Raw genomic sequence first — 20,648 nt, 5'->3', positions numbered from 1 at the left:
CTAGCGTTGGGCCCATGATCGTATGGCTGAACGGCACCCACGGCGCCGGCAAGACGACCACCGGCGCACTCGTGCGGGAGCTGATTCCCGACTCCCGGGTGTTCGACGCCGAGAAGGTCGGCGAGACGCTCATGGACATCACGCCGGGGCTGCCCGCCACGGACAACTTCCAGCACTGGGCGCCGTGGCGGCCGCTCGTCGTCGAGACCGCCCGGCGGGTGCTCGACTACACCGGCGGCACCCTGGTGATGCCGATGACGGTCCTGGTCGAGGAGTACTGGCGGGAGATCGCGGGCGGCCTCGCCGCGCACGGGATCCCCGTACGGCACTTCGTCCTCCACGCCGACCGGGAGACCCTGCGGGGGCGCATCGCGGGGGACACCGTGCTGGGGCCGGACTCGCCGTTCCGTCTCCGGTACCTGGAGCCGTACGCCGAGGCCGCCCGCACCTGGCTGCACGCCGAGGCCGAGGTCGTCGACACCACGCACCTCACGCCCGCCGAGGCGGCGCTGCGGATCGCGGAGGCCGTCAAGGCGTAGGGGTGCGGTAGCGCCGAATCAACGTGCGCGTCTCCTGGTTGTACTTCGAGCGCCGCCGGGCGATCCAGAGGACGAGCGCCGCCCCGGCCGGAGCGACCGTGTACTGGGCCACCGCGTGGCGCAGCAGGGTCCCGCGGTCGGCGACCGCCCAGTCGCGGCCACCGAAGAGCGGGATGTCCTCGACGAGCTCCTCCTCGGCGTAGAAGTCCAGGCCCTCGATGCTGCCCCGGCCCCGGCTTCCGTCCGCCAGCGTCCACGCGCCCCGGCACGGCCCGTCCCACTCGCAGTCGACGAATCCTTCCGTCACGGCCGTCTGCCCATGCCGATACCGGTCCGTGTTCCCCGCGGCGAACCACAGGGGAAGCGCGAGGGCGCACAGGGACACGACGAGCGCCGCGCGCTGCCACGGCCTCAGCCCGACGACCAGTTCGACGATCCACGCACGCACAGCCACCCCCACGGTGCTCGGAGTCCGGAAGCGGCAGGCTAGCCGATGCCCGCGGCAGCGCCCCGAGGCCATGCCGTATCGCGTTGCATAAACGTGCAGCTACACGTATAGTCATGCTCTCCAGGAGGAGGATTTTCCATGGCGGTACGTGCGGCGGTGGCCGGAGCGAGTGGGTATGCGGGCGGTGAGCTGCTGCGGCTGCTCCTGACCCATCCCGAGGTCGAGATCGGCGCCCTGACCGGCAACTCCAACGCGGGGCAGCGGCTCGGCGCGCTGCAACCGCACCTGCTGCCGCTGGCCGACCGGGTGCTGGAGGCGACCACCCCCGAGGCACTCGGCGGTCACGACGTCGTCTTCCTCGCGCTGCCGCACGGGCAGTCCGCCGCCGTCGCCGAGCAGCTCGGGCCGGACGTCCTCGTCGTCGACATGGGCGCCGACTTCCGGCTCAAGGACCCCGCCGACTGGGAGCGGTTCTACGGCTCGCCGCACGCCGGTACCTGGCCCTACGGCCTTCCCGAACTTCCGGGTGCCCGCGCCGCGCTGGAGGGGTCCAAGCGCATCGCGGTGCCCGGTTGCTACCCCACGGCCGTGTCCCTGGCCCTCTTCCCGGCGTACGCCGCGTCGCTGGCCGAGCCCGAAGCGGTGATCGTCGCCGCCTCCGGCACGTCCGGCGCGGGCAAGGCGGCCAAGCCGCACCTGCTGGGCAGCGAGGTCATGGGCTCCATGTCGCCGTACGGCGTCGGCGGCGGCCACCGGCACACCCCCGAGATGATCCAGAACCTCGGCGCGGTGGCGGGCGAGCCGGTCACCGTCTCCTTCACGCCCACCCTCGCCCCGATGCCCCGCGGCATCCTCGCGACCTGCACCGCGAAGGCCAAGCCCGGAGTCAGCGCCGAGACGGTGCGGGCCGCCTACGAGAAGGCCCTCGCCGACGAACCGTTCGTGCACCTGCTGCCCGAGGGCCGGTGGCCCGCGACCGCCTCCGTGTACGGCTCCAACGCCGTCCAGGTGCAGGTCGCGTACGACGCCGCCGCCGGCCGGATCATCGCCATCAGCGCCATCGACAACCTGGCCAAGGGCACCGCGGGCGGTGCCGTCCAGAGCATGAACCTCGCCCTCGGTCTCGACGAGACCACCGGACTGACGACGATCGGAGTTGCGCCGTGAGTGTGACGGCAGCGAAGGGATTCACGGCGGCGGGCATCACCGCCGGGATCAAGGAGAGCGGCAACCCCGACCTGGCCCTCGTGGTCAACACCGGCCCCCGCCGCTCCGCCGCGGGCGTCTTCACCTCCAACCGCGTCAAGGCCGCGCCCGTCCTGTGGTCCGAGCAGGTGCTGAAGAGCGGTGAGGTGACCGCCGTCGTGCTCAACTCCGGCGGCGCCAACGCCTGCACCGGGCCCAAGGGCTTCCAGGACACGCACGCCACCGCCGAGAAGGTCGCCGCCTCGCTCAACACGGCCGGCCACGACGAGACCGGCGGGCACGCCCCCGGCCAGGTCGCCGTCTGCTCCACCGGCCTGATCGGCGTACTGCTGCCCATGGACAAGCTGCTCCCCGGCGTGGACAAGGCGGTCGCCCAGCTCAGCCCGCACGGCGGCGAGAAGGCCGCCATCGCCATCAAGACCACCGACACCGTGCACAAGACGTCCGTCGTCAGCGGGGACGGCTGGACCGTCGGCGGCATGGCCAAGGGTGCGGGCATGCTCGCCCCCGGCCTCGCCACCATGCTCGTCGTGATCACCACCGACGCCGACCTGGAGACCGGGGCCCTGGACCGCGCCCTGCGCGCCGCCACCCGGGTCACCTTCGACCGGGTCGACTCCGACGGCTGCATGTCCACCAACGACACCGTGCTGCTGCTCGCCTCCGGTGCCTCCGGCGTCACTCCGGAGTACGACGCCTTCGCCGAGGCCGTCCGCACCGTCTGCGACGACCTCGGACAGCAGCTGATCCGGGACGCCGAGGGCGCCAGCAAGGACATCAAGGTCGAGGTCGTGAACGCCGCGACCGAGGACGAGGCCGTCCAGGTGGGCCGCACCATCGCCCGCAACAACCTGCTCAAGTGCGCCATCCACGGCGAGGACCCCAACTGGGGCCGCGTGCTCTCCGCCATCGGCACCACCGACGCGGCCTTCGAGCCCGACCGGCTGAACGTCGCCATCAACGGCGTCTGGGTCTGCAAGAACGGCGGCGTCGGCGAGGACCGCGAGCTGGTCGACATGCGCTACCGCGAGGTCCACATCGTGGCGGACCTCGCGGCAGGCAATGAGTCTGCGACGATCTGGACAAACGACCTCACGGCCGACTACGTCCACGAGAACAGCGCGTACTCGTCTTGACGTGCCCGCTTGGTTGTCGCGGGTCCTCGTCGTCGCCAACGAGGATTCCTGGTTCATCGGCGACCGCTCGCCCCCGGACGAGTCCGAGGTGAGTCTTACGTCGCCTCCACAGGCCAACACCGCCCGCCCGGCGGCTGATTCGAGATTCTTCCGAAAGTCGGCTATGACGGTCAATCACCCAGAAGAGCGAAAGTTCCCGACTCGTAAGCATACCGCGCTCCCCAAGGCCCAGATCCTCATCGAGGCGCTGCCCTGGCTGACCCGGCACCACGGCAAGACCGTCGTCATCAAGTTCGGCGGCAACGCCATGATCGACGAGGACCTCAAGGCCGCCTTCGCCCAGGACGTCGTCTTCCTGCGCCACGCCGGCCTCAAGCCCGTCGTCGTGCACGGCGGCGGACCGCAGATCAGTGCCGCCCTCGACAAGCACGGCATCGTCAGCGAGTTCAAGGCCGGCCTGCGCGTCACCACCGAGGACGCCATGGACGTCGTACGGATGGTGCTCGCCGGGCAGGTGCAGCGGGAGCTGGTCGGGCTGCTCAACCAGCACGGACCGCTCGCCGTCGGCCTCACCGGCGAGGACGCGCACACCCTCACCGCCACCAAGCACCAGCCCGAGATCGACGGCGAACTCGTCGACATCGGACGGGTCGGCGAGATCACCGAGATCGACACCGGCGCCATCGAGGCACTGCTGGCCGACGGCCGCATCCCGGTCGTCTCGTCGATCGCCCGCTCCCAGGACGACCACCATGTCTACAACGTCAATGCTGATACGGCGGCTGCGGCACTCGCTGCTGCGCTCGGCGCCGAGACTCTCATGGTCCTCACCGACGTGGAGGGCCTCTACGAGGACTGGCCGGACTCCGACGAGGTGATCAGCCGCCTCACCGCGTCCGAGCTGGAGAAGCTGCTGCCCGACCTCTCCAGCGGCATGGTGCCGAAGATGGAGGGCTGCCTGCACGCCGTACGCGGCGGCGTCACCACCGCCCGCGTCATCGACGGCCGGGTCCAGCACTCGATCCTGCTGGAGATCTTCACCGACGAGGGGATCGGCACGATGGTCGTGCCCGACGAACAGGGGGAGTCGTGAGCAACACCGAGGTCGCCGCGGGAGCGGCGGGCAACGCTGAGCTGACCGAGCGGTGGCAGGGCACCCTCATGAACAACTACGGCACCCCGCGCCTGCCCCTGGTGCGCGGCGAGGGCGCCCGGCTCTGGGACGCCGACGGCAAGGAGTACCTCGACTTCGTCGGCGGCATCGCGGTCAACGCGCTCGGCCACGCCCACCCGGCGGTGGTGGACGCCGTGAGCCGGCAGATCGCCTCCCTCGGCCACGTCTCCAACCTCTTCATCGCCGAACCGCCCGTCGCCCTCGCCGAACGGCTGCTCCAGCACTTCGGCCGCGACGGCAGGGTCTACTTCTGCAACTCCGGCGCCGAGGCCAACGAAGGCGCCTTCAAGATCGGCCGGCTCACCGGCCGGCCGCACATGGTCGCCACCCGCGGCGGCTTCCACGGCCGCACCATGGGCGCCCTGGCGCTGACCGGCCAGCCCGGCAAGCAGGAACCGTTCCTGCCGCTGCCCGGCGACGTCACGCACGTACCGTACGGCGACCCGCAGGCGCTGGCCGCGGCGGTCACCGAGGAGACGGCGCTGGTGATCATCGAGCCGATCCAGGGCGAGAACGGCGTCGTCGTCCCGCCCCCCGGCTATCTGAAGGCCGCCCGCGCCATCACCGCCGCCACCGGTGCGCTGCTCGTCCTGGACGAGGTGCAGACCGGCGTCGGCCGGACCGGGCACTGGTTCGAGTACCAGGCCCACGAGGGCGTCCTGCCGGACGTCGTCACCCTCGCCAAGGGCCTCGGCGGCGGACTGCCGCTCGGCGCGACGGTCGCCTTCGGCCGCGCCGCCGAACTGCTCCGGCCCGGCCACCACGGCACCACCTTCGGCGGCAACCCGGTCGCCTGCGCCGCCGGACTCGCGGTGCTCGACACCATCGCCGACGAGGGACTGCTCGACAACGTCAAGCGGCAGAGCGAGACGCTGCGCGGCGGGATCGAGGCGCTCGGCCACCCGCTCGTCGCCCACGTCCGGGGCGCCGGACTGCTCCTGGGTATCGTGCTCACCGAGCCGCTCGCCGCCCAGGTGCAGCAGGCGGCTCAGGACGCCGGAATCCTGGTGAACGCGCCCGCACCCGATGTCGTACGGCTGATGCCCGCGCTGAACCTGGGCGACGACGTGGTGGAGGCGTTCCTCGGGGCGCTGCCCGGCATCCTTGACCGGGCCGCCGAGACGGCCCACGGGGACGGACGATCCGGAGAATGAGACGACGATGAGCCACGCGCAGGAGCACGAGCAGACGGCAGGGCCCGCCCTGCCGCAGACCCGCACCGCACGCCACCGCCGGATCGTGGACATCCTCAACCGGCAGGCGGTGCGCTCGCAGAGCCAGCTGGCGAAGCTGCTCGCCGACGACGGGCTCACGGTCACCCAGGCGACGCTCTCCCGGGACCTGGACGAGCTGAACGCGGTCAAGATCCGCAACACCGACGGCGACCTCATCTACGCGGTGCCCAGCGAGGGCGGCTTCCGCACCCCGCGGGCGCCGCTCGGGGAGTCGGCGAAGGAGGAGCGGATGCGGCGGCTCTCCGCGGAGCTGCTGATCTCCGCGGAGGCGTCGGCGAACCTCGTGGTCCTGCGGACCCCTCCGGGGGCGGCGCAGTTCCTCGCCTCGGCGATCGACCAGGCGGAGCTGCACGACATCCTGGGGACCATCGCGGGGGACGACACGCTGATGCTGATCAGCAGGGAGCCGACGGGCGGGCAGGCCCTGGCGGACCACTTGCTGCGGTTGGCCCAGAACGGGGGCTGAGCGCCGCAGCGGCTTCCCGTGTCCGTCGACCGCGAGTTGTCGGTGGCTGGTCGCGCAGTTCCCCGCGCCCCTAGGGGGTTGCAGCTAGGCCGGCCACAAGGGCTCCCGCCCCCCCCGCAGCTGCGGGCAGTCGTGCCGCTGGGGCGGCTCCCGTCCCACAGAGAGCGGCACCCCGCGAACGCGGGCGGGTGCAATGCCGGTACCTCAGCCCAAGCGGGCCGCCAGCCCTCCCGTGCAGCGCACCTCGTCCCCGGCCGTGATCAGCAGCCCCTCGACGCCGGGCAGCGACTCCAGCCACCGCAACCCCTCTCGCGACCCCATCGCGAACGCCGCCGTCGCCCAGCAGTCCGCCCACGTCAGCCGGGCCGCCACCACTGTCACGGACAGCAGGTCGGTCACCGCCGAGCGCCCGGTGCGCGGGTCGACGACATGCGCACCCCGCTCGGCGGAGCCGGACGTCGCCACGGCCAGCTCCGCCACCCCCGCCGCCGAGACGACCGCCGCGAGCCCGCCCGGCCGCAGCGGGTCGGACACACCGACCCGCCAGGGCCGCTGCGTCCCCGGCGTCCCGAGCAACTGCACGTCCCCGCCCCCGTTGACGCTGACCCCGCTCGCACCGCACGCCGCCGCGATCCCCCGTGCGGCGCGCTCCACGGCCCAGCCCTTGACGATCCCGGTCGGGTCGAGCCGGCCCCGGTAGCGCGTGCTGAACCAGCCGTCGCTCACCCGCTCCGCCTCGGCCGCCAGCTCCAGCACCTCGGCGACCTCCGGCGCGCACGCGGCGACGGTCAGTTCCCCGCGCGCCAGCCGGGAGATCTGGCTGCCGTCCCGGTACGTACTGAACACCTCGTCGGCCCGGTGCAGCCCGGCGACCGCTTCGTCCAGTGCCGCCCGTACGGCCGCGGGTTCCCCGCCGCGGACGTCGAAGGAGAAGACGGTCCCCATCGCCTCCTCCGCGTGACGCACCGCGGCGGGAGCCTCGGCGGACTCGGTCACGGTGTCAGCCACCGGCCCGGTCCAGCGCCGACTGGAGGGACTGTTTGTACCCCGCGCTGGTGTAGGTGGCGCCGGACACGGCGTCGATGTCGGCGGTGCCCGCGGTGACGGCGGCCTGGTTGAGCTTGGGCACGGCGTCGGCGGTGACCCGGTCGCTCTGCCCGCCCTTGGGCGCCTGCACGGCCCGGGCCTCGGTGATCCTGCCCTCGCTCACCGTGACCCGTACCTGCACGGGGCCGTACTGGGTCTGCGCGGCGTCACCCGTGAGCGTGCCGGCTCCGGCGCCCCGGCCGCCCTGGGGCGACTGCGCGGCCACGGGCGGTGCCGCGCCGCCCGCCGCCGAGTCGGCGCCAGGGCCGGACGCCGGTTTCAGCGACAGCAGCAGCACGATCCCGGACACGGTGGCGGCCCCGGCGATCACGGCGCGCCGAACGGGGTGGCTTTTCCTCATCTGTCCTGGACTCCCGATGTCCGTCGCTCACATCTCGAACGACTCGTGGTGGATACGGCGAGCGGGGACCCCCGCGCCGCGCAGTGCCTCGTACACCGACTGGGCGAAGCCGGGCGGCCCGCACAGGAAGACGTCGTGGCGCTCGACGTCCGGGATCTTCCGGGCCAGGGTCTCGGCCGAGATGTCCGGGCGCTCCCCGTCCGGGCTGTTGACCGCGTACATCAGCCGGGCGCCGCGCTCGTCGGCGATCCCGGCCAGCTCGTCCCAGAGCGCCAGGTCCTGGGTGCTGTTGGCCCGGTAGAGCAGCGTGATGTCGCCGGACGCGCCGGGCAGCGTCTCGAACAGCGCCCGCATCGGCGTGATCCCCACCCCGCCCGCCACCAGCAGCACCTTGCCGCGGCTGCGGCGCTGCGCGGTCAGGGCGCCGTACGGGCCCTCCGCCCACACCCGGGTGCCCGGGGCCAGCTCACGGAGCCGCGCGCTGTGGTCGCCGATCGCCTTCACGGTGATCCGCAGCAGGTCCGGGCGCGGCGCCGCCGACAGCGAGTACGGGTGCGAGCTGAACCGCATGCCGGGCGCCAGGAACCGCCAGCGGAAGAACTGCCCGGCCTCCGCGCCCATCCGGTGCAGCCGGCGCCCGCCGATGAGCACCGACACGATCCCGGGCGTCTCCTCGATCACCGCCTCCACCCGCATCCGGTGCCGCAGGTTGAGCCGGAGGGGCGTCAGCACCCGGTACCAGAGCACCAGCGCGGTCACCGAGCCGTACAGCACGTACCAGACGGTCCGGGCGACCGGCTCGACGGCGAAGTCGTTGCCGGTGGTCAGCTGGTGCCAGAAGGTCAGGAACACCGCCGCGTAGGTGAGCAGGTGCACGTGGTACCAGGCCTCGTACGGGATCCGGCGGCGCACGGGGCCGACGGACAGGAGCCCGATGACGACCAGCAGGCCGGTGCCGATGGCGGCCTTGCCCATGTCGGGCAGCCGGTTCACGGAGTCGGCCGTCTGCGCGACGACGTCGCCGAGGCCCTTGCCGGCCTGCGCCGCGTAGCCCCACATGATCAGGAAGACGTGGGCCAGGACCAGGCAGAGGGTGTAGCGGCCGGTCATGGCGTGCCAGCGGGCGACCCGGTCGGACCCGACGCGCCGCTCCAGCGCCGGTACCCGGGCCATCTGGAGGACCACGAGCGCCATCAGGTATCCGGCGAGCAGACCGGTGATCCGGCCGGCGCCGAGGATCTTGCCGGTGTCGTCGGAAATGGCGGGCGTGTTGCGCCACCACAGCCACAACACGCCCGCCGCGCCCGCCCACACGGCGAGCAGCAGGGGGACGGCGGGGGAGCGGCGCGGACGGATGCGCCGCATCGTCTGACGGCGGGCGGCACGGCCGCCGGCGAGCGTGGTGGTCACGGTTCCTCCGTGGGGACTTGACCCTTGGCCCACAGATACGCGCCGTGCCGGGCGAGCGTTCAGCCCGCAGTGGCCATGCCGGCCGCGTTCAGTACCGGGTGACCGCCGTCGCCCCGCCCGAGGTGCCGATGGCGATGTGCGGCCGCTCCGCCGGCTCGGCCCAGCGCAGGATCCGGCGCATCGCCTCCTTCGGCACCGACACGCATCCGGCCGTCGCCCCGCGCCCGTCGACGTGCAGGAAGATGCCCGCGCCGCGGCCGCGCACCGGGCGGTCGTAGTTGAAGCCGACGACCAGGGCGTGCGCGTACTGCGCCGAGTAGGTGATCAGGTGCTCGGCCTCGGTGGCGCGGCAGTCGGCGGGGCGCGGCTCGGTCCAGCGGTTGTAGGAGCGGGAGGCGTTGTCCTGGCACCACCAGGAGTCCTCGTGGACCGGGCGGTACCGGTACGCCGTGCCGCGCGGTGCCGCCTCGATGCCGAAGGCGTACGGCAGGTCGTACAGCCCGGTCGGGGTGGTGTTCGTGCCCTGGACGCGCCTCGCCCCGTCGGTGAGTCCGCCGGACCCGAAGCGGGCGGGCGCGGAACCGGCCGCGACCCAGTGTCCGTCGCCCCCGCCCCTGCGGTCCCACCAGGTGACGGTGCCCGTGGTCGAGCCGGTGCCCGGTGCGACGGCGGTGATCAGCTGACTGCCGCCGCCGGTGTCCGCCATCCGGGCCGGCAGCGGCGCGGGAGCGGGCCCGTCGGCGGGGGCGGCGCCGAGCAGGAGGAGGGAGGCGGCGGACACGAGGACGGCGACGACACCGGGGCGCATGGTTCAGACGGTAGAAGGAGGCAGCGGCAACGGCAGCCCGGGGAGGCCGTCGATGCTGGAGGCGATGTGCTCCTTCTTGGTGAAGTACGCGTCGAGCGAGGCGTCGTCCTCCCGCGCGAACCGCTTGCCGTGCAGGTCCCGGTCGCTCTCGTACGCCATGAAGGGGACGGCGTACCCGCAGGTGTCCCGGATGAGCTGGGCGCTCACGACGATCACGGCGCGCAGTCCGTGCACGGTGGGGTCGATGTCCGGGAAGTGCGTGAGCAGCTCCGGGAAGCGGGGGTCGTCGCGGAAGACCGGCTCGCCCCGGCCGTGCACCCGCACGATGTTCGGCGGGCCCTGGAAGGCGCACCACATCAGGGTGATCCGCCCGTTCTCCCGCAGGTGGGCGATGGTCTCCGCGTTGGAACCCGCGAAGTCGAGGTAGGCCACGGTCAGTTCGTCGAGCACCGCGAAGCAGCCCGTGAGGCCCTTGGGGGACAGGTTGACCGTGCCGTCGCCGGCCAGGGGAGCGGTGGCGGTGAAGAAGAGCGGCTGCGCCTCGATGAAGGTCCTGAGTCTGCCGTCTATGCGCTCATAAGTCTTTCCCATGTCTAACGATTATGGGGGCACGGGACGCGACGGGCGGCACCAACCTGCAAGATTGACGAAACATGCAGAGTTCTGCATACTCATGCATGACAGTGATCGTACGGTTGAGGAGCGACCCAGTGAGCAGCAACAGCGGTGACGTCCGGCTCTGGGGCGGCCGTTTCGCCGACGGACCCGCCGAGGCCCTGGCGAAGCTGTCCGCGTCCGTCCACTTCGACTGGCGGCTCGCGCCGTACGACATCGCCGGTTCGCGCGCCCACGCGCGCGTGCTGCACGCGGCGGGGCTGCTCACCGAGGACGAGCTGGCCCGGATGATCGCCGGACTGGACCGGCTGGAGGCGGACGTCGCCGACGGCTCCTTCACCGGCACCATCGCCGACGAGGACGTCCACACGGCCCTGGAGCGCGGGCTGCTGGAGCGGCTCGGTCCCGACCTCGGCGGCAAGCTGCGCGCCGGCCGGTCCCGCAACGACCAGGTGGCGACCCTCTTCCGGATGTACCTGCGGGACCACGCCCGGACCGTGGGCTCGCTGATCGCCGACCTCCAGGACGCGCTGATCGGCCTCGCCGAGGCCCACCCGGCCGTGGCCATGCCCGGCCGCACCCACCTCCAGCACGCCCAGCCGGTGCTCTTCGCCCATCACGTGCTCGCCCACGCCCAGGCGCTGGGCCGGGACGCGGAGCGGCTGCGCCAGTGGGACGAGCGCACGGCCGTCTCCCCGTACGGCTCGGGCGCGCTCGCGGGCAGCAGCCTCGGCCTCGACCCGGAGGCCGTCGCCCGCGACCTGGGCTTCGAGCACGGCAGCGCCGGGAACTCCATCGACGGGACGGCCTCGCGCGACTTCGTCGCCGAGTTCGCCTTCATCACCGCGATGATCGGCGTCAACGTCTCCCGGATCGCCGAGGAGATCATCATCTGGAACACGAAGGAGTTCTCCTTCGTCACCCTCCACGACGCCTTCTCCACCGGCTCCTCGATCATGCCGCAGAAGAAGAACCCCGACATCGCCGAGCTGGCCCGCGGCAAGTCCGGCCGCCTCATCGGCAACCTGACCGGCCTGATGGCCACCCTCAAGGCCCTCCCGCTCGCGTACAACCGCGACCTCCAGGAGGACAAGGAGCCGGTCTTCGACTCCATCGACCAGCTGGAGGTCCTGCTGCCCGCCTTCACCGGCATGATGGCCACCCTCACCGTGCACCGCGAGCGGATGGAGGAGCTGGCCCCGGCCGGGTTCTCGCTCGCCACCGACATCGCCGAGTGGCTGGTCAAGCAGGGTGTGCCGTTCCGCGTCGCGCACGAGGTGGCCGGCGAGTGCGTCAAGGTCGCCGAGGCCGACGGCAAGGAGCTGGACGAGCTGACCGACGAGCAGTTCGCCAAGATCTCCGAGCACCTCACCCCCGAGGTGCGCACCGTCCTCAACGTCCCCGGCGCCCTCGCCTCCCGCGACGGCCGCGGCGGTACGGCGCCCAGCGCGGTCGCCGTCCAGCTCGCCGAGGTCAAGGCGGACGTGGCGGCCCAGCACGCCTGGGCGGACGCCAAGAAGTAGCGGCAGGCCGCAGCGGCAAGCGGCGGCAGGCGGCAAGCGGCGGCAGGCGGCAGCAGCCGGTGTGTCCGAGGGGCATCGCGGTTACGTTGGTCAACAGCTCAGCAGCTCAACAGCTTCAGCAGTCGACCGAACGGAGTCCGCGATGCCCTTCGCCCGCCTGGCCGCGGCGACCACCCCCACCTGCCACCTCGGGCTGGGACTCGCCGCCGTCGGCCGCCCCGGCTACATCAATCTCGGCCGCGACCGGGACCTGCCGGCCGACCGGACCGTCGAGGCGTTGCGCGAACGCACCCACGACCTTCTGGACGCCGCCTACGCGCAGGGCGTCCGCTACTTCGACGCGGCCCGCTCCTACGGCCGTTCGGAGGAGTTCCTGGCCGGCTGGCTCCGGGACCGTCCCGACGCCGACGACGTGGTGGTCGGCAGCAAGTGGGGCTACACCTACACGGCCGACTGGTCCACCGAGGCCGAGCGGCACGAGGTCAAGGACCACGGCGTCGCCACCTACGACCGCCAGCGCGCCGAGACCGACGCCCTGCTCGGCGACCGGCTCGACCTGTACCAGATCCACTCGCTCACCCCGGACAGCCCGGCCCTCACCGACAAGGAACTGCACTCCAGGCTGGCCGAGGCCGCCGCGCAGGGCAGCACCGTCGGCTTCTCCACCAGCGGCCCCGCCCAGGCCGACGCCATCCGCGCCGCGCTCGCCGTGACCGTCGACGGCGAGCCCCTCTTCCGTACCGTCCAGTCGACGTACAACGCGCTGGAGACCTCCGCCGGACCCGCGCTGGCCGAGGCGCACGAGGCCGGGCTCACCGTGCTCGTCAAGGAGGGCATGGCCAACGGCCGCCTCGCGGAGCCGCACGCCCCCGGCGTCCTGAAGGCCGTCGCGGAGGAGACGGCGCTGGGCTGCGACGCGGTCGCCCTCGCCCTGGTCCTGCGGCAGCCCTGGGCCGGGGTCGTCCTGTCCGGCGCGGCGACGGTCAACCAGCTCGGCTCGAACCTGCACGCCGCCGTGGTCGACCTCGACGACGACCAGGTGGCGCGCCTCGGCGCACTCGCCGAGGACCCGCACGCCTACTGGGAGCGCCGCGGGCAGCTGCCCTGGCACTGAGACTGAGACCACTAACAGGCCACTGACAGACCGCAGACAGACCACCGACCCGCAGGAACCGTGACCGCCCCGTGAGGTGAGTCACGCACGCCCAGAGTGAGACACGAATGTCTCATGTGGGTTATCGTTGTCTCATGGCCGTCGATCGTGAACAGGTACTGCGCAGCGCCGCGGCCCTGCTGACCCGGAAGTCCACCGCGACCATGGACGAGGTCGCCAGGGCCGCCGGCCTCAGCCGGGCCACGCTGCACCGGCACTTCGCCGGGCGCGACGCCCTCGTCCGCGCGCTGGAGTCGCTGGGCATCGCCGAGTGCGAGGCCGCCCTGGCGGCGGCCCGCACCGACGCGGGCCCGGCGGCCGACGCGGTGCGCCGGCTGGTCCGCGAGATCGAACCCGCCGCCGGTCTGCTCGCCTTCCTCTACACCGAGAACCAGCTGTTCGAGGGCGAGGAGCAGAACGAGGGCTGGGCCCGCATCGACGCCCGGCTCACCGACCTGTTCCGCCGTGGCCAGGAGAGCGGCGAGTTCCGGATCGACCTCACGCCCGCCTGGCTCACCGAGGCCCTGTACGGGCTGCTGGGCTCCGGCGCCTGGGCGGTGGCCGAGGGCCGCGTGGCCCGCAACGACTTCACCCACATGATCGTCGAGCTGCTGCTCGGCGGCGCACTCCGGAGAGAGGAACCATGAACCGCACCCTGCAGCCGGCCCACCCGAGCGAGGCGGTGAAGCGCCCCGGCCGCTGGCTGGCGCTGTCCGTCCTGGTGCTGGCCGTGCTGCTGGTGGCCGTCGACGCGACCGTACTCGGTCTCGCGACCCCCTACATCAGCGAGGACCTCGCCCCCTCCGGCACCCAGCTGCTCTGGATCGGCGACGTCTACTCCTTCGTCATCGCCGGCCTGCTCGTCTCCATGGGCAGCCTCGGCGACCGCATCGGGCGCAAGCGCATCCTGCTCATCGGCGCCACCGCGTTCGGCGCGATATCCGTCCTCAACGCCTACGCGCACACGCCCGAGGTCATGATCTTCGCCCGGGCCCTGCTCGGCGTCGCGGGCGCCACCCTGATGCCCGCCACCCTCGCCCTGATCCGCAACCTCTTCCACGACCCGCGCGAACGCAGCCTCGCCGTCGGCATCTGGGGCGCGGCCGCCTCCGCCGGTGCGGCGGTCGGTCCGGTCGTCGGCGGGTTCCTGCTGGAGCACTTCTGGTGGGGCTCCGTCTTCCTGATCAACCTGCCCGTGATGGCCGTCCTGGTCGTCGTCGGCGTGAAACTGCTGCCCGAGTCCCGCAACCCGAACCCGGGCCCCTGGGACCTGGCCAGCGTCGCCCTGTCCCTGGTCGGGATGGTCGGTGTCGTGTACGCCGTCAAGGAGACCGCCGCCCACGGGTTCGCCTGGGCCACCCTCGCCGCGGGCCTGCTGGGCGCCGCCGCGCTCTACGGCTTCGTCCGCCGCCAGCTGACCATGCCGGTCCCGCTGCTCGACATGCGGCTGTTCCGCAACCGCGGCTTCAGCGGCGCGGTCCTGGCCGACCTGCTGACCATCCTGGGACTGTCGGGACTGGTGTTCTTCCTCTCCCAGTACCTGCAACTCGTCCAGGGCAGGCGGCCCTTCGAGGCGGGCCTGGCCGAACTGCCCGCCGCGGTCGGCGCGGTGGCGGCCGGTCTGATCGCCGGGCGCGCGGCCCGGCGCTTCTCGGTCCGTGCCGTGGTCTCCGGCGGGCTCGCCGCCGTCGGAATCGCCCTCGCCGCGCTGACCGTCATCGGCCAGCACACCGGCTACCCGCTGCTCGGCGCGGCCCTGCTGGTCGTCGGCCTCGGCGCGGGCTTCGCGTTCACCGTCACCGCCGACGTGATCCTCTCCAGCGTCCCCGGGGAACAGGCGGGCGCCGCCTCCGCGGTCTCCGAGACGGCGTACGAACTCGGCGCCGCGCTCGGTATCGCGGTGCTCGGCTCCATCGTGACCGGCGTCTACCGCGACTTCACCGGGCCCGCGGGCACCCCGGACGCCGCCCACGAGTCACTGGGCGGCGCGGTGGAGGCGGCCGCCCACCTCCCCGGCCCGGCCGGGCAGGCGCTCCTCGACTCCGCCCGGCAGGCCTTCGTCGACGGCCTGACCCTCGCGGCGGGCGTCGGCGCCGCCGTACTCCTGGCCGCCGCCGCGGCGTCCTGGTACCTGCTGCGGGGCCAGCGCCTGGAGGACGGGGTGGAACACCCGTAGCTCCGGGGCGCGCAAACGCGATACGGCGGACCGCTCACCGAGCGGTCCGCCGTATCGCGTACGCGGGGCGGCGGCGCTACGCCGCCTTCGCCTTGCTCGCGTACATGTCCACGTACTCCTGGCCGGACAGCCGCATGACCTCCGTCATCACGGAGTCGGTCACCGCCCGCAGCACATAGCGGTCGCGGTCCATGCCCTCGTAGCGGGAGAACTCCATCGGCTCGCCGAAGCGGACCGTGACCCGGCCCGGCCGCGGCAGACCGGCGCCGCCCGGCTGGAGCTTGTCGGTGCCGATGACGGCGAACGGGACGACCGGGGCGCCCGTCATCAGGGTGAGCCGGGCGATACCGGTGCGGCCGCGGTAGAGGCGGCCGTCGGGGGAGCGGGTGCCCTCCGGGTAGATGCCGAAGACGTGGCCCTCCTCCAGGATGCGGCGGCCGGTCATCAGGGCCGCCACCCCGCCCCGGCCGCCGTCCCGGTCGACGGGGACCATGCCGACCCCGGTGAAGAACCACGCCATCAGCCGGCCCTTGAGGCCCTTGCCGGTGACGTACTCGTCCTTGCCGATGAAGAAGACCTGCCGGTCGCAGGTCAGGGGCATGATCACCGAATCGATGAAGGTGAGGTGGTTGCCGGCCAGGATCACCGGACCGTCGCCCGGGATGTTCTCCACACCCTCCACCCGTGTGCGGAACATCAGGCGCATGATCGGACCGAGCACTGCCTTGATGAACACGAAGCGGGACAACGTGGCCCTCCGGTGTCGGGGATGCGGTATGAGTCTGTGCAGGTGAGGACATTACTCGCGGGCCGGGGGATCACGCACCCCGGGTCACCCGGGCCGACGCGGTATTGACGCGTACTGACGCGTGTTCACCGGACACGGCCCGGATCGAAGCACACACGGCACCCGGTCCGCGTGAGGCGCGCCGCCCGGGCGGCGCCACCGGGCCCACGACCTTCGCCTACCCCGACGTGCCGCCGCCAAGCCGACGCCCCGTCAGCCGCCGCCCCACACGACATCCCCCCGCACCCGCGTGTTCCGGCCGCGGTCTCCCGCTCGTCATGTACGCGCACCTACGATCGGCCCGCACGGGACGGTCGACGGCAGGAGGGCCCCATGGGAACGCAGGAGTCGGACGAGCGGGCGGGCGGCACCGGACGGCGGGCGCTCCTCGGCGCGGCGGTGCTCGGCGCGGGCGGCGCCGTACTGGGCGGGCCCGGCACGGCGAGCGCCGCGGGCACCCGGCACGGCGGCGGACACGGCGGCGGGGTCCGGAGCCTGCCCGTCCCGACCGTCATCGGCCACCGCGGCGCCAGCGGCTACCGCCCCGAGCACACCTTCGGCTCCTACGAACTGGCCCTCGACCTCGGCGCCGACATCGTCGAGGCCGGCGACCTGGTGCCCACGAAGGACGGCCACCTCGTCTGCCGGCACGAACCGGAGATCGGCGGCACCACGGACGTCGCCGACCACCCGGAGTTCGCCGACCGCAAGCGCACCAAACTGCTCGACGGGGTCTCCACCACCGGCTGGTTCACCGAGGACTTCACGCTCGCCGAACTCAAGACCCTCCGCGCCACCGAACGCATCCCGGCCAACCGCCCGCACAACACCCTCTACGACGGCCGCTGGGAGATCCCCACCTTCGAGGAGGTGCTGCGCTGGCAGAACGAGCAGACCCGCAGGCGCGGCAAGCAGGTCTGGATCTACCCCGAACTCAAGCACCCCACCTACTTCCGCAAGCTGGGCCTCGGCACGGAGGAGCGCCTGGCACGGCTGCTGCGCAAGTACGGCAAGGACCGCAGGAACTCGCCCGTCATCATCCAGTCCTTCGAGCCCACCAGCATCCAGCGGATGAACAGGCTCGTCCGCAATCCCCTCGCCGTCCTGCTGTCCGGCGCGAACAGCCGCCCCTGGGACTTCGTCGAGACCGGCGACCCGCGCACCACCGCCGACCTCGTCACCCCCAGGGGCCTGAAGGAGATCGCCTCCTACGCACAGGGCATCGGCCCGACGCTGGACCTGATCATCCCGAAGGACTCCGCCGGCCGCCTCACCGAACCGACGACGCTCGTCCGCGACGCGCACCGCGCGGGCCTGATCCTGCACCCCTACACCATGCGCAACGAGAACCCCTTCCTGCCCGCGGAGTTCCGCAAGGGCGGCGACCCCGACGCCTACGGCGACGTCTTCGGCGCCTTCCGGACGTATTTCGCCACCGGTATCGACGGCGTCTTCACCGACAACCCGGACACGGGTGTGCTGGCCCGCGAGGACTTCGTCAACGGCTGAGCGACCGCCCCCGGTTGGGGTGACCTTCGGCCGTCCGGGCAACCCGTCGCCCGGACGGCCGCGTCGACGTGCATATGACGCACGACCTGGTCACCTCCCTGCGCCCCCTGCTCACCGCCGAGGCATCGGCCGAGGCATATGCGTCCGGAGCCGAGCCCGGCGACCTGGAACAGGCCGTCTGGCTGCGCCTGCTGGAACGCCTGGCGGCCGACGGCCCGCCCCCCGACCCGCACCGCTGGCTGCGCAGCGCCGTGCGCACCGAGGCCCGCCGTACCCGCCGCAGGGCCCGTCACGAGCGGCCGTACGGGACCGAACCCGCCGGTGTCGCCGCGTACGCGTACGAGCCGGAGCGGCTCGCGCTCGCCGCGGCCCGGCACCGCGCCCTGCGCGAGGCCGTGCGCCGGCTGCCGGGGCGCTGCCCCCGGTTGCTGGAGGCCCTGTTGTCACCCAGGGACCTCACATACCGGGAAATCGCGGGGGAGTTGGGTATCTCACAGGGCAGTCTTGGTCCGGAACGCTCCCGATGTCTGGGATGTCTGCGCCGATTGCTGACGCCGGAGGTTGCGGCCGGGTGAGGACGGGGATAGGAGTGGGGGACCACAGGTGATCAGGTGAGCGGGAGGCATGCGCACATGGGCATGAGCGTGACCATCTCGGCGGCGACCGAACAGGATGCCGAGCAGATCTTCCGGCTGCAGTACCTCTGCTTCCAGAGCGAGGCGGCGCTGTACGCCAACTACCGCATCGACCCGCTCGTCCAGACCCTGGACTCCGTGCGCCAGGAGGTCGCCGCCGACTGCGTCTTCGTGGCGCGGCTCGGCGACGAGGTCGTCGGCTCGGTGCGGGGGCGGGTGACCGAGGACGGGGCGGCGTCCATCGGCAAGCTCTGCGTCCATCCCCGCCTCCAGGGGCACGGCATCGGGGCCCGGCTGCTGCGGGCCGCCGAGTCCAGCCTGGGCGGGGAGCGCGGCGCCAAGCGGTTCCGGCTGCACACCGGGCACCGCAGCGAGAGCAACCTGCGGCTGTACCGCCGGGTCGGCTACGAGACGGTCGGGACCGCCGAGGGCGCCGACGGCGTACCCATGATCGTCCTGGAGAAGCCGGCCGGCACGTACGCGACCACGGCCTGAGGGCCATGGCCCGAGGCGGGCGTCCCGAGGCGGGCGTCCCGAGGGCGACCGCCCCGCAACCGCCGGGCCGGCGACCGCTACGCGGCGCGGGCCCGGCGCAGCCAGTACAGGGCCGACAGCGGCAGCAGCACGGGAATGAAGAGGTACCCCATCCCGTAGTCCGACCACACGGTCGCGTCGGTGAAGGCGGACGGCTCCACCAGTGTCCAGGTGCCGACGGTCAGCACGCCCACCAACTCGGCGGCGCAGCACACCTGCGCGGCCTTGCGGGCCGTCTCGCCGCCGCGCACCAGGGTGTACGTGATGAAGCCGTAGACGACGCCCGCGAGGGCCGACAGCGCGTAGGCGAGCGGGGCCCGGTCGAACTCGGTCGCGATCTGGTACGCGGACCGCGACACCGCGCCGACGACCATCACGCCGTACAGCCACACCAGCAGGATGCCGGGCCCGCCGATCAGCCGCTGCCCGGCCCGCTTCTCCTCCGTGGCCACCACGTCAGCCTCCCCAGATGTCGAACAGCCGCACCTCGAGGACGGCGAGGACGACACCGCCGGCCGCGACCGTCACCGAGCCCCAGCGGGTGCGCTCGGCCAGCGACATGAACCCCGCCGCCGGCACACACGCGAAGGCACCCAGCAGATACGCCACGAAGATCGTCGTGCCCTGCTCCGGGTCCTCGCCCCGCGCCAGCTGCACGACGCCGACCACCAGCTGAATCAGCGCCAGCGCCGAGACCGCGGCCATGCCGATGAAGTGCCAGTCCTTCGTCGGCTGGTCACGGTAGGCGGCCCAGCCGCACCAGGCGGCCAGCAGCAGTGCGGCGACGCCGGTCACCAGCGTCAGGACGTCAAGCATGGCAGCGAGCCTATTACGGCCGAAAAGGGCCGCGGTCCCCGGCCCCGTAGGGTCGGGGGCATGAAGCTCCACGCACAAGCCCTCCTGTTCGACAACGACGGCACCCTCGTCTCCTCCCTGGAATCCGTGCGCCGCTGCTGGACGCGCTGGGCCGTCGAGTACGGGATCACCGCCGAGCAGTTCGGGCAGGTGGAACTGCACGGGCGGCCGGCCGCCGAGATAGCCGCCGACCTCCTGCCCACCGCGAGGGTCGCCGAGGCCGTCGCGCGGATCGAACAGCTGGAGGTCGAGGACGTGCCGGGCGGGGGCGTGCACCTGCTGCCCGGCACCCGGGACTTCCTCGACGCGCTCCCGGCCGACCGCTGGGCCGTCGTCACCTCCGCCACCCGCCGCCTCGCCGAGGCCCGCCTCGACGCCGTCGGCATCCTGCCCAAGACTCTGATCGCCGCCGACGACATCACCCGCGGCAAGCCCGACCCCGAGCCCTACCTGCTCGGCGCCCGCGCCCTGGGCGTCGATCCCGCCGACTGCGTCGTCTTCGAGGACGCCCCCGCCGGGCTCCAGGCCGGCCGGGCCGCCGGGATGCGGACCGTGGCGTTGGCCACAACCCACCGGGCCGACGAACTCGACGCCGACCTCGTCGTCACCGACCTCTCGGCGTTGTCGGCACTGGTCACCGAGGGCGGAATCGAGATCGACGTGCGGGGCTGATCCGGGCCGGCGCGACCGCCTGCCGTCCACCGCTGTCCAGTATCCGGACAGCGGTCTCCGGCCAGGGGCATACGTCTGCTTTACTGATCCGCATGAGCACCACGAGCGACCGCACCCCTGCGACCGAGGCGACCACGACGCCCGGTGCTCGTTGTATGTGCCGCCGAATGTGCGCCTTCTAGAGGGCCCCCGCACCACCTGAGTCTCGCGCCCCGAAGCGAGCGCCCCCTCGTGCCCGCCCGCGCCCGACGCGCACGCGGCCGAGCCACGCCCGCGCACACGTTTCTCCCCGGTCCCACCACCGTGGCGCACCGCCACCG

General features: G+C 72.6%; 23 protein-coding genes. 14 read left to right on the top strand and 9 right to left on the bottom strand.

The window, feature by feature from the left end; genetic code table 11:
- Positions 1 to 14 precede the first annotated feature (14 nt).
- Positions 15 to 539, top strand: coding sequence for an AAA family ATPase (locus tag ACFV9J_RS16165; protein ID WP_385354596.1), 525 nt, complete (start codon positions 15 to 17; stop codon positions 537 to 539).
- Here the strand turns inward: ACFV9J_RS16165 and ACFV9J_RS16160 are convergent.
- Positions 529 to 993: a hypothetical protein gene (locus ACFV9J_RS16160; protein ID WP_385354594.1), complete on the bottom strand. Its 465-nt coding sequence runs from the start codon at positions 991 to 993 to the stop codon at positions 529 to 531. The two genes, ACFV9J_RS16165 and ACFV9J_RS16160, sit on opposite strands and share 11 nt — an antisense overlap.
- A gap of 132 nt (positions 994 to 1,125) precedes the next feature.
- Between ACFV9J_RS16160 and argC the strand changes: the two genes are divergently transcribed.
- From argC to ACFV9J_RS16135, 5 genes are all read left to right on the top strand, one after another.
- Positions 1,126 to 2,154 carry an N-acetyl-gamma-glutamyl-phosphate reductase gene (gene argC, locus ACFV9J_RS16155; protein WP_385354592.1) on the top strand — a complete coding sequence of 343 codons (1,029 nt, stop codon included), beginning with the start codon at positions 1,126 to 1,128 and terminating at the stop codon, positions 2,152 to 2,154.
- Positions 2,151 to 3,329 carry a bifunctional glutamate N-acetyltransferase/amino-acid acetyltransferase ArgJ gene (gene argJ, locus ACFV9J_RS16150; RefSeq protein ID WP_385354590.1) on the top strand — a complete coding sequence of 393 codons (1,179 nt, stop codon included), beginning with the start codon at positions 2,151 to 2,153 and terminating at the stop codon, positions 3,327 to 3,329. The genes argC and argJ overlap by 4 nt, the downstream gene beginning before the upstream one ends.
- Before the next feature lie 163 nt (positions 3,330 to 3,492).
- Positions 3,493 to 4,422, top strand: coding sequence for an acetylglutamate kinase (gene argB / locus ACFV9J_RS16145; RefSeq protein ID WP_385354947.1), 930 nt, complete (start codon positions 3,493 to 3,495; stop codon positions 4,420 to 4,422).
- A complete protein-coding gene (locus tag ACFV9J_RS16140) occupies positions 4,419 to 5,657 on the top strand; it encodes an acetylornithine transaminase (protein WP_385354588.1) in 1,239 nt (412 codons plus the stop codon). The genes argB and ACFV9J_RS16140 overlap by 4 nt, the downstream gene beginning before the upstream one ends.
- A gap of 7 nt (positions 5,658 to 5,664) precedes the next feature.
- A complete protein-coding gene (locus ACFV9J_RS16135; RefSeq protein ID WP_059299601.1) occupies positions 5,665 to 6,204 on the top strand; it encodes an arginine repressor in 540 nt (179 codons plus the stop codon).
- Between the two features lie 204 nt (positions 6,205 to 6,408).
- On the opposite strand, the gene ACFV9J_RS16130 is transcribed toward ACFV9J_RS16135, so the two are convergent.
- From ACFV9J_RS16130 to ACFV9J_RS16110, 5 genes are all read right to left on the bottom strand, one after another.
- Positions 6,409 to 7,149 carry an FAD:protein FMN transferase gene (locus ACFV9J_RS16130; RefSeq protein WP_385354945.1) on the bottom strand — a complete coding sequence of 247 codons (741 nt, stop codon included), beginning with the start codon at positions 7,147 to 7,149 and terminating at the stop codon, positions 6,409 to 6,411.
- Between the two features lie 55 nt (positions 7,150 to 7,204).
- The gene (locus ACFV9J_RS16125) at positions 7,205 to 7,651 is read right to left on the bottom strand and encodes an FMN-binding protein (RefSeq protein WP_385354585.1); all 447 of its coding nucleotides are present in this window, start codon (positions 7,649 to 7,651) and stop codon (positions 7,205 to 7,207) included.
- Positions 7,652 to 7,678: 27 nt separating this feature from the next.
- Positions 7,679 to 9,061, bottom strand: coding sequence for a ferric reductase-like transmembrane domain-containing protein (locus tag ACFV9J_RS16120; protein ID WP_385354583.1), 1,383 nt, complete (start codon positions 9,059 to 9,061; stop codon positions 7,679 to 7,681).
- A gap of 88 nt (positions 9,062 to 9,149) precedes the next feature.
- The gene (locus ACFV9J_RS16115) at positions 9,150 to 9,869 is read right to left on the bottom strand and encodes a L,D-transpeptidase (RefSeq protein WP_385354581.1); all 720 of its coding nucleotides are present in this window, start codon (positions 9,867 to 9,869) and stop codon (positions 9,150 to 9,152) included.
- 3 nt (positions 9,870 to 9,872) lie between these two features.
- The gene (locus ACFV9J_RS16110) at positions 9,873 to 10,460 is read right to left on the bottom strand and encodes a pyridoxamine 5'-phosphate oxidase family protein (protein ID WP_385354579.1); all 588 of its coding nucleotides are present in this window, start codon (positions 10,458 to 10,460) and stop codon (positions 9,873 to 9,875) included.
- A gap of 119 nt (positions 10,461 to 10,579) precedes the next feature.
- Between ACFV9J_RS16110 and argH the strand changes: the two genes are divergently transcribed.
- The 4 genes from argH (at position 10,580) to ACFV9J_RS16090 (ending at position 15,336) form a co-directional block, all read left to right on the top strand.
- Entirely contained in the window at positions 10,580 to 12,007 is a 1,428-nt protein-coding gene (gene argH, locus ACFV9J_RS16105; RefSeq protein WP_385354577.1) for an argininosuccinate lyase, read from the top strand.
- 142 nt (positions 12,008 to 12,149) lie between these two features.
- Positions 12,150 to 13,121 carry an aldo/keto reductase gene (locus tag ACFV9J_RS16100; RefSeq protein ID WP_385354575.1) on the top strand — a complete coding sequence of 324 codons (972 nt, stop codon included), beginning with the start codon at positions 12,150 to 12,152 and terminating at the stop codon, positions 13,119 to 13,121.
- Between the two features lie 134 nt (positions 13,122 to 13,255).
- Complete coding sequence (locus ACFV9J_RS16095) at positions 13,256 to 13,807, top strand: TetR/AcrR family transcriptional regulator (RefSeq protein WP_385354573.1); 552 nt, start codon at positions 13,256 to 13,258, stop codon at positions 13,805 to 13,807.
- Entirely contained in the window at positions 13,804 to 15,336 is a 1,533-nt protein-coding gene (locus ACFV9J_RS16090; RefSeq protein ID WP_385354571.1) for an MFS transporter, read from the top strand. The genes ACFV9J_RS16095 and ACFV9J_RS16090 overlap by 4 nt, the downstream gene beginning before the upstream one ends.
- Positions 15,337 to 15,412: 76 nt before the next feature.
- Here the strand turns inward: ACFV9J_RS16090 and ACFV9J_RS16085 are convergent, their stop codons facing one another.
- A complete protein-coding gene (locus tag ACFV9J_RS16085; protein WP_385354569.1) occupies positions 15,413 to 16,084 on the bottom strand; it encodes a lysophospholipid acyltransferase family protein in 672 nt (223 codons plus the stop codon).
- Between the two features lie 372 nt (positions 16,085 to 16,456).
- Here ACFV9J_RS16085 and ACFV9J_RS16080 point away from each other — a divergent pair, with 372 nt between their 5' ends.
- The 3 genes from ACFV9J_RS16080 to ACFV9J_RS16070 all read left to right on the top strand — a co-directional run bounded on the left by ACFV9J_RS16080 (position 16,457) and on the right by ACFV9J_RS16070 (position 18,762).
- Complete coding sequence (locus ACFV9J_RS16080) at positions 16,457 to 17,632, top strand: glycerophosphodiester phosphodiesterase (protein ID WP_385354567.1); 1,176 nt, start codon at positions 16,457 to 16,459, stop codon at positions 17,630 to 17,632.
- Between the two features lie 74 nt (positions 17,633 to 17,706).
- Complete coding sequence (locus ACFV9J_RS16075; RefSeq protein ID WP_385354565.1) at positions 17,707 to 18,207, top strand: sigma-70 family RNA polymerase sigma factor; 501 nt, start codon at positions 17,707 to 17,709, stop codon at positions 18,205 to 18,207.
- Between the two features lie 57 nt (positions 18,208 to 18,264).
- Positions 18,265 to 18,762 (top strand): GNAT family N-acetyltransferase, encoded by a 498-nt coding sequence (locus ACFV9J_RS16070; RefSeq protein WP_109033718.1) that lies wholly within the window; start codon positions 18,265 to 18,267, stop codon positions 18,760 to 18,762.
- Between the two features lie 77 nt (positions 18,763 to 18,839).
- Here ACFV9J_RS16070 and ACFV9J_RS16065 read toward each other — a convergent pair whose 3' ends face one another.
- Both ACFV9J_RS16065 and ACFV9J_RS16060 read right to left on the bottom strand, forming a co-directional pair.
- A complete protein-coding gene (locus ACFV9J_RS16065) occupies positions 18,840 to 19,256 on the bottom strand; it encodes a hypothetical protein (protein WP_385354563.1) in 417 nt (138 codons plus the stop codon).
- A gap of 1 nt (position 19,257) precedes the next feature.
- Entirely contained in the window at positions 19,258 to 19,617 is a 360-nt protein-coding gene (locus ACFV9J_RS16060) for a hypothetical protein (protein WP_385354561.1), read from the bottom strand.
- A gap of 60 nt (positions 19,618 to 19,677) precedes the next feature.
- Here ACFV9J_RS16060 and ACFV9J_RS16055 point away from each other — a divergent pair, with 60 nt between their 5' ends.
- Positions 19,678 to 20,328 (top strand): HAD family hydrolase, encoded by a 651-nt coding sequence (locus ACFV9J_RS16055; protein ID WP_385354559.1) that lies wholly within the window; start codon positions 19,678 to 19,680, stop codon positions 20,326 to 20,328.
- Positions 20,329 to 20,648: the final 320 nt, after the last annotated feature.

The sequence above is a fragment of the Streptomyces sp. NPDC059906 genome (genome assembly GCF_042730645.1).
Lineage (GTDB): Bacteria > Actinomycetota > Actinomycetes > Streptomycetales > Streptomycetaceae > Streptomyces > Streptomyces rubrogriseus.
Note: the sequence above shows the minus strand (reverse complement) of the source record. Positions and strands in the feature narration are given on the sequence as shown.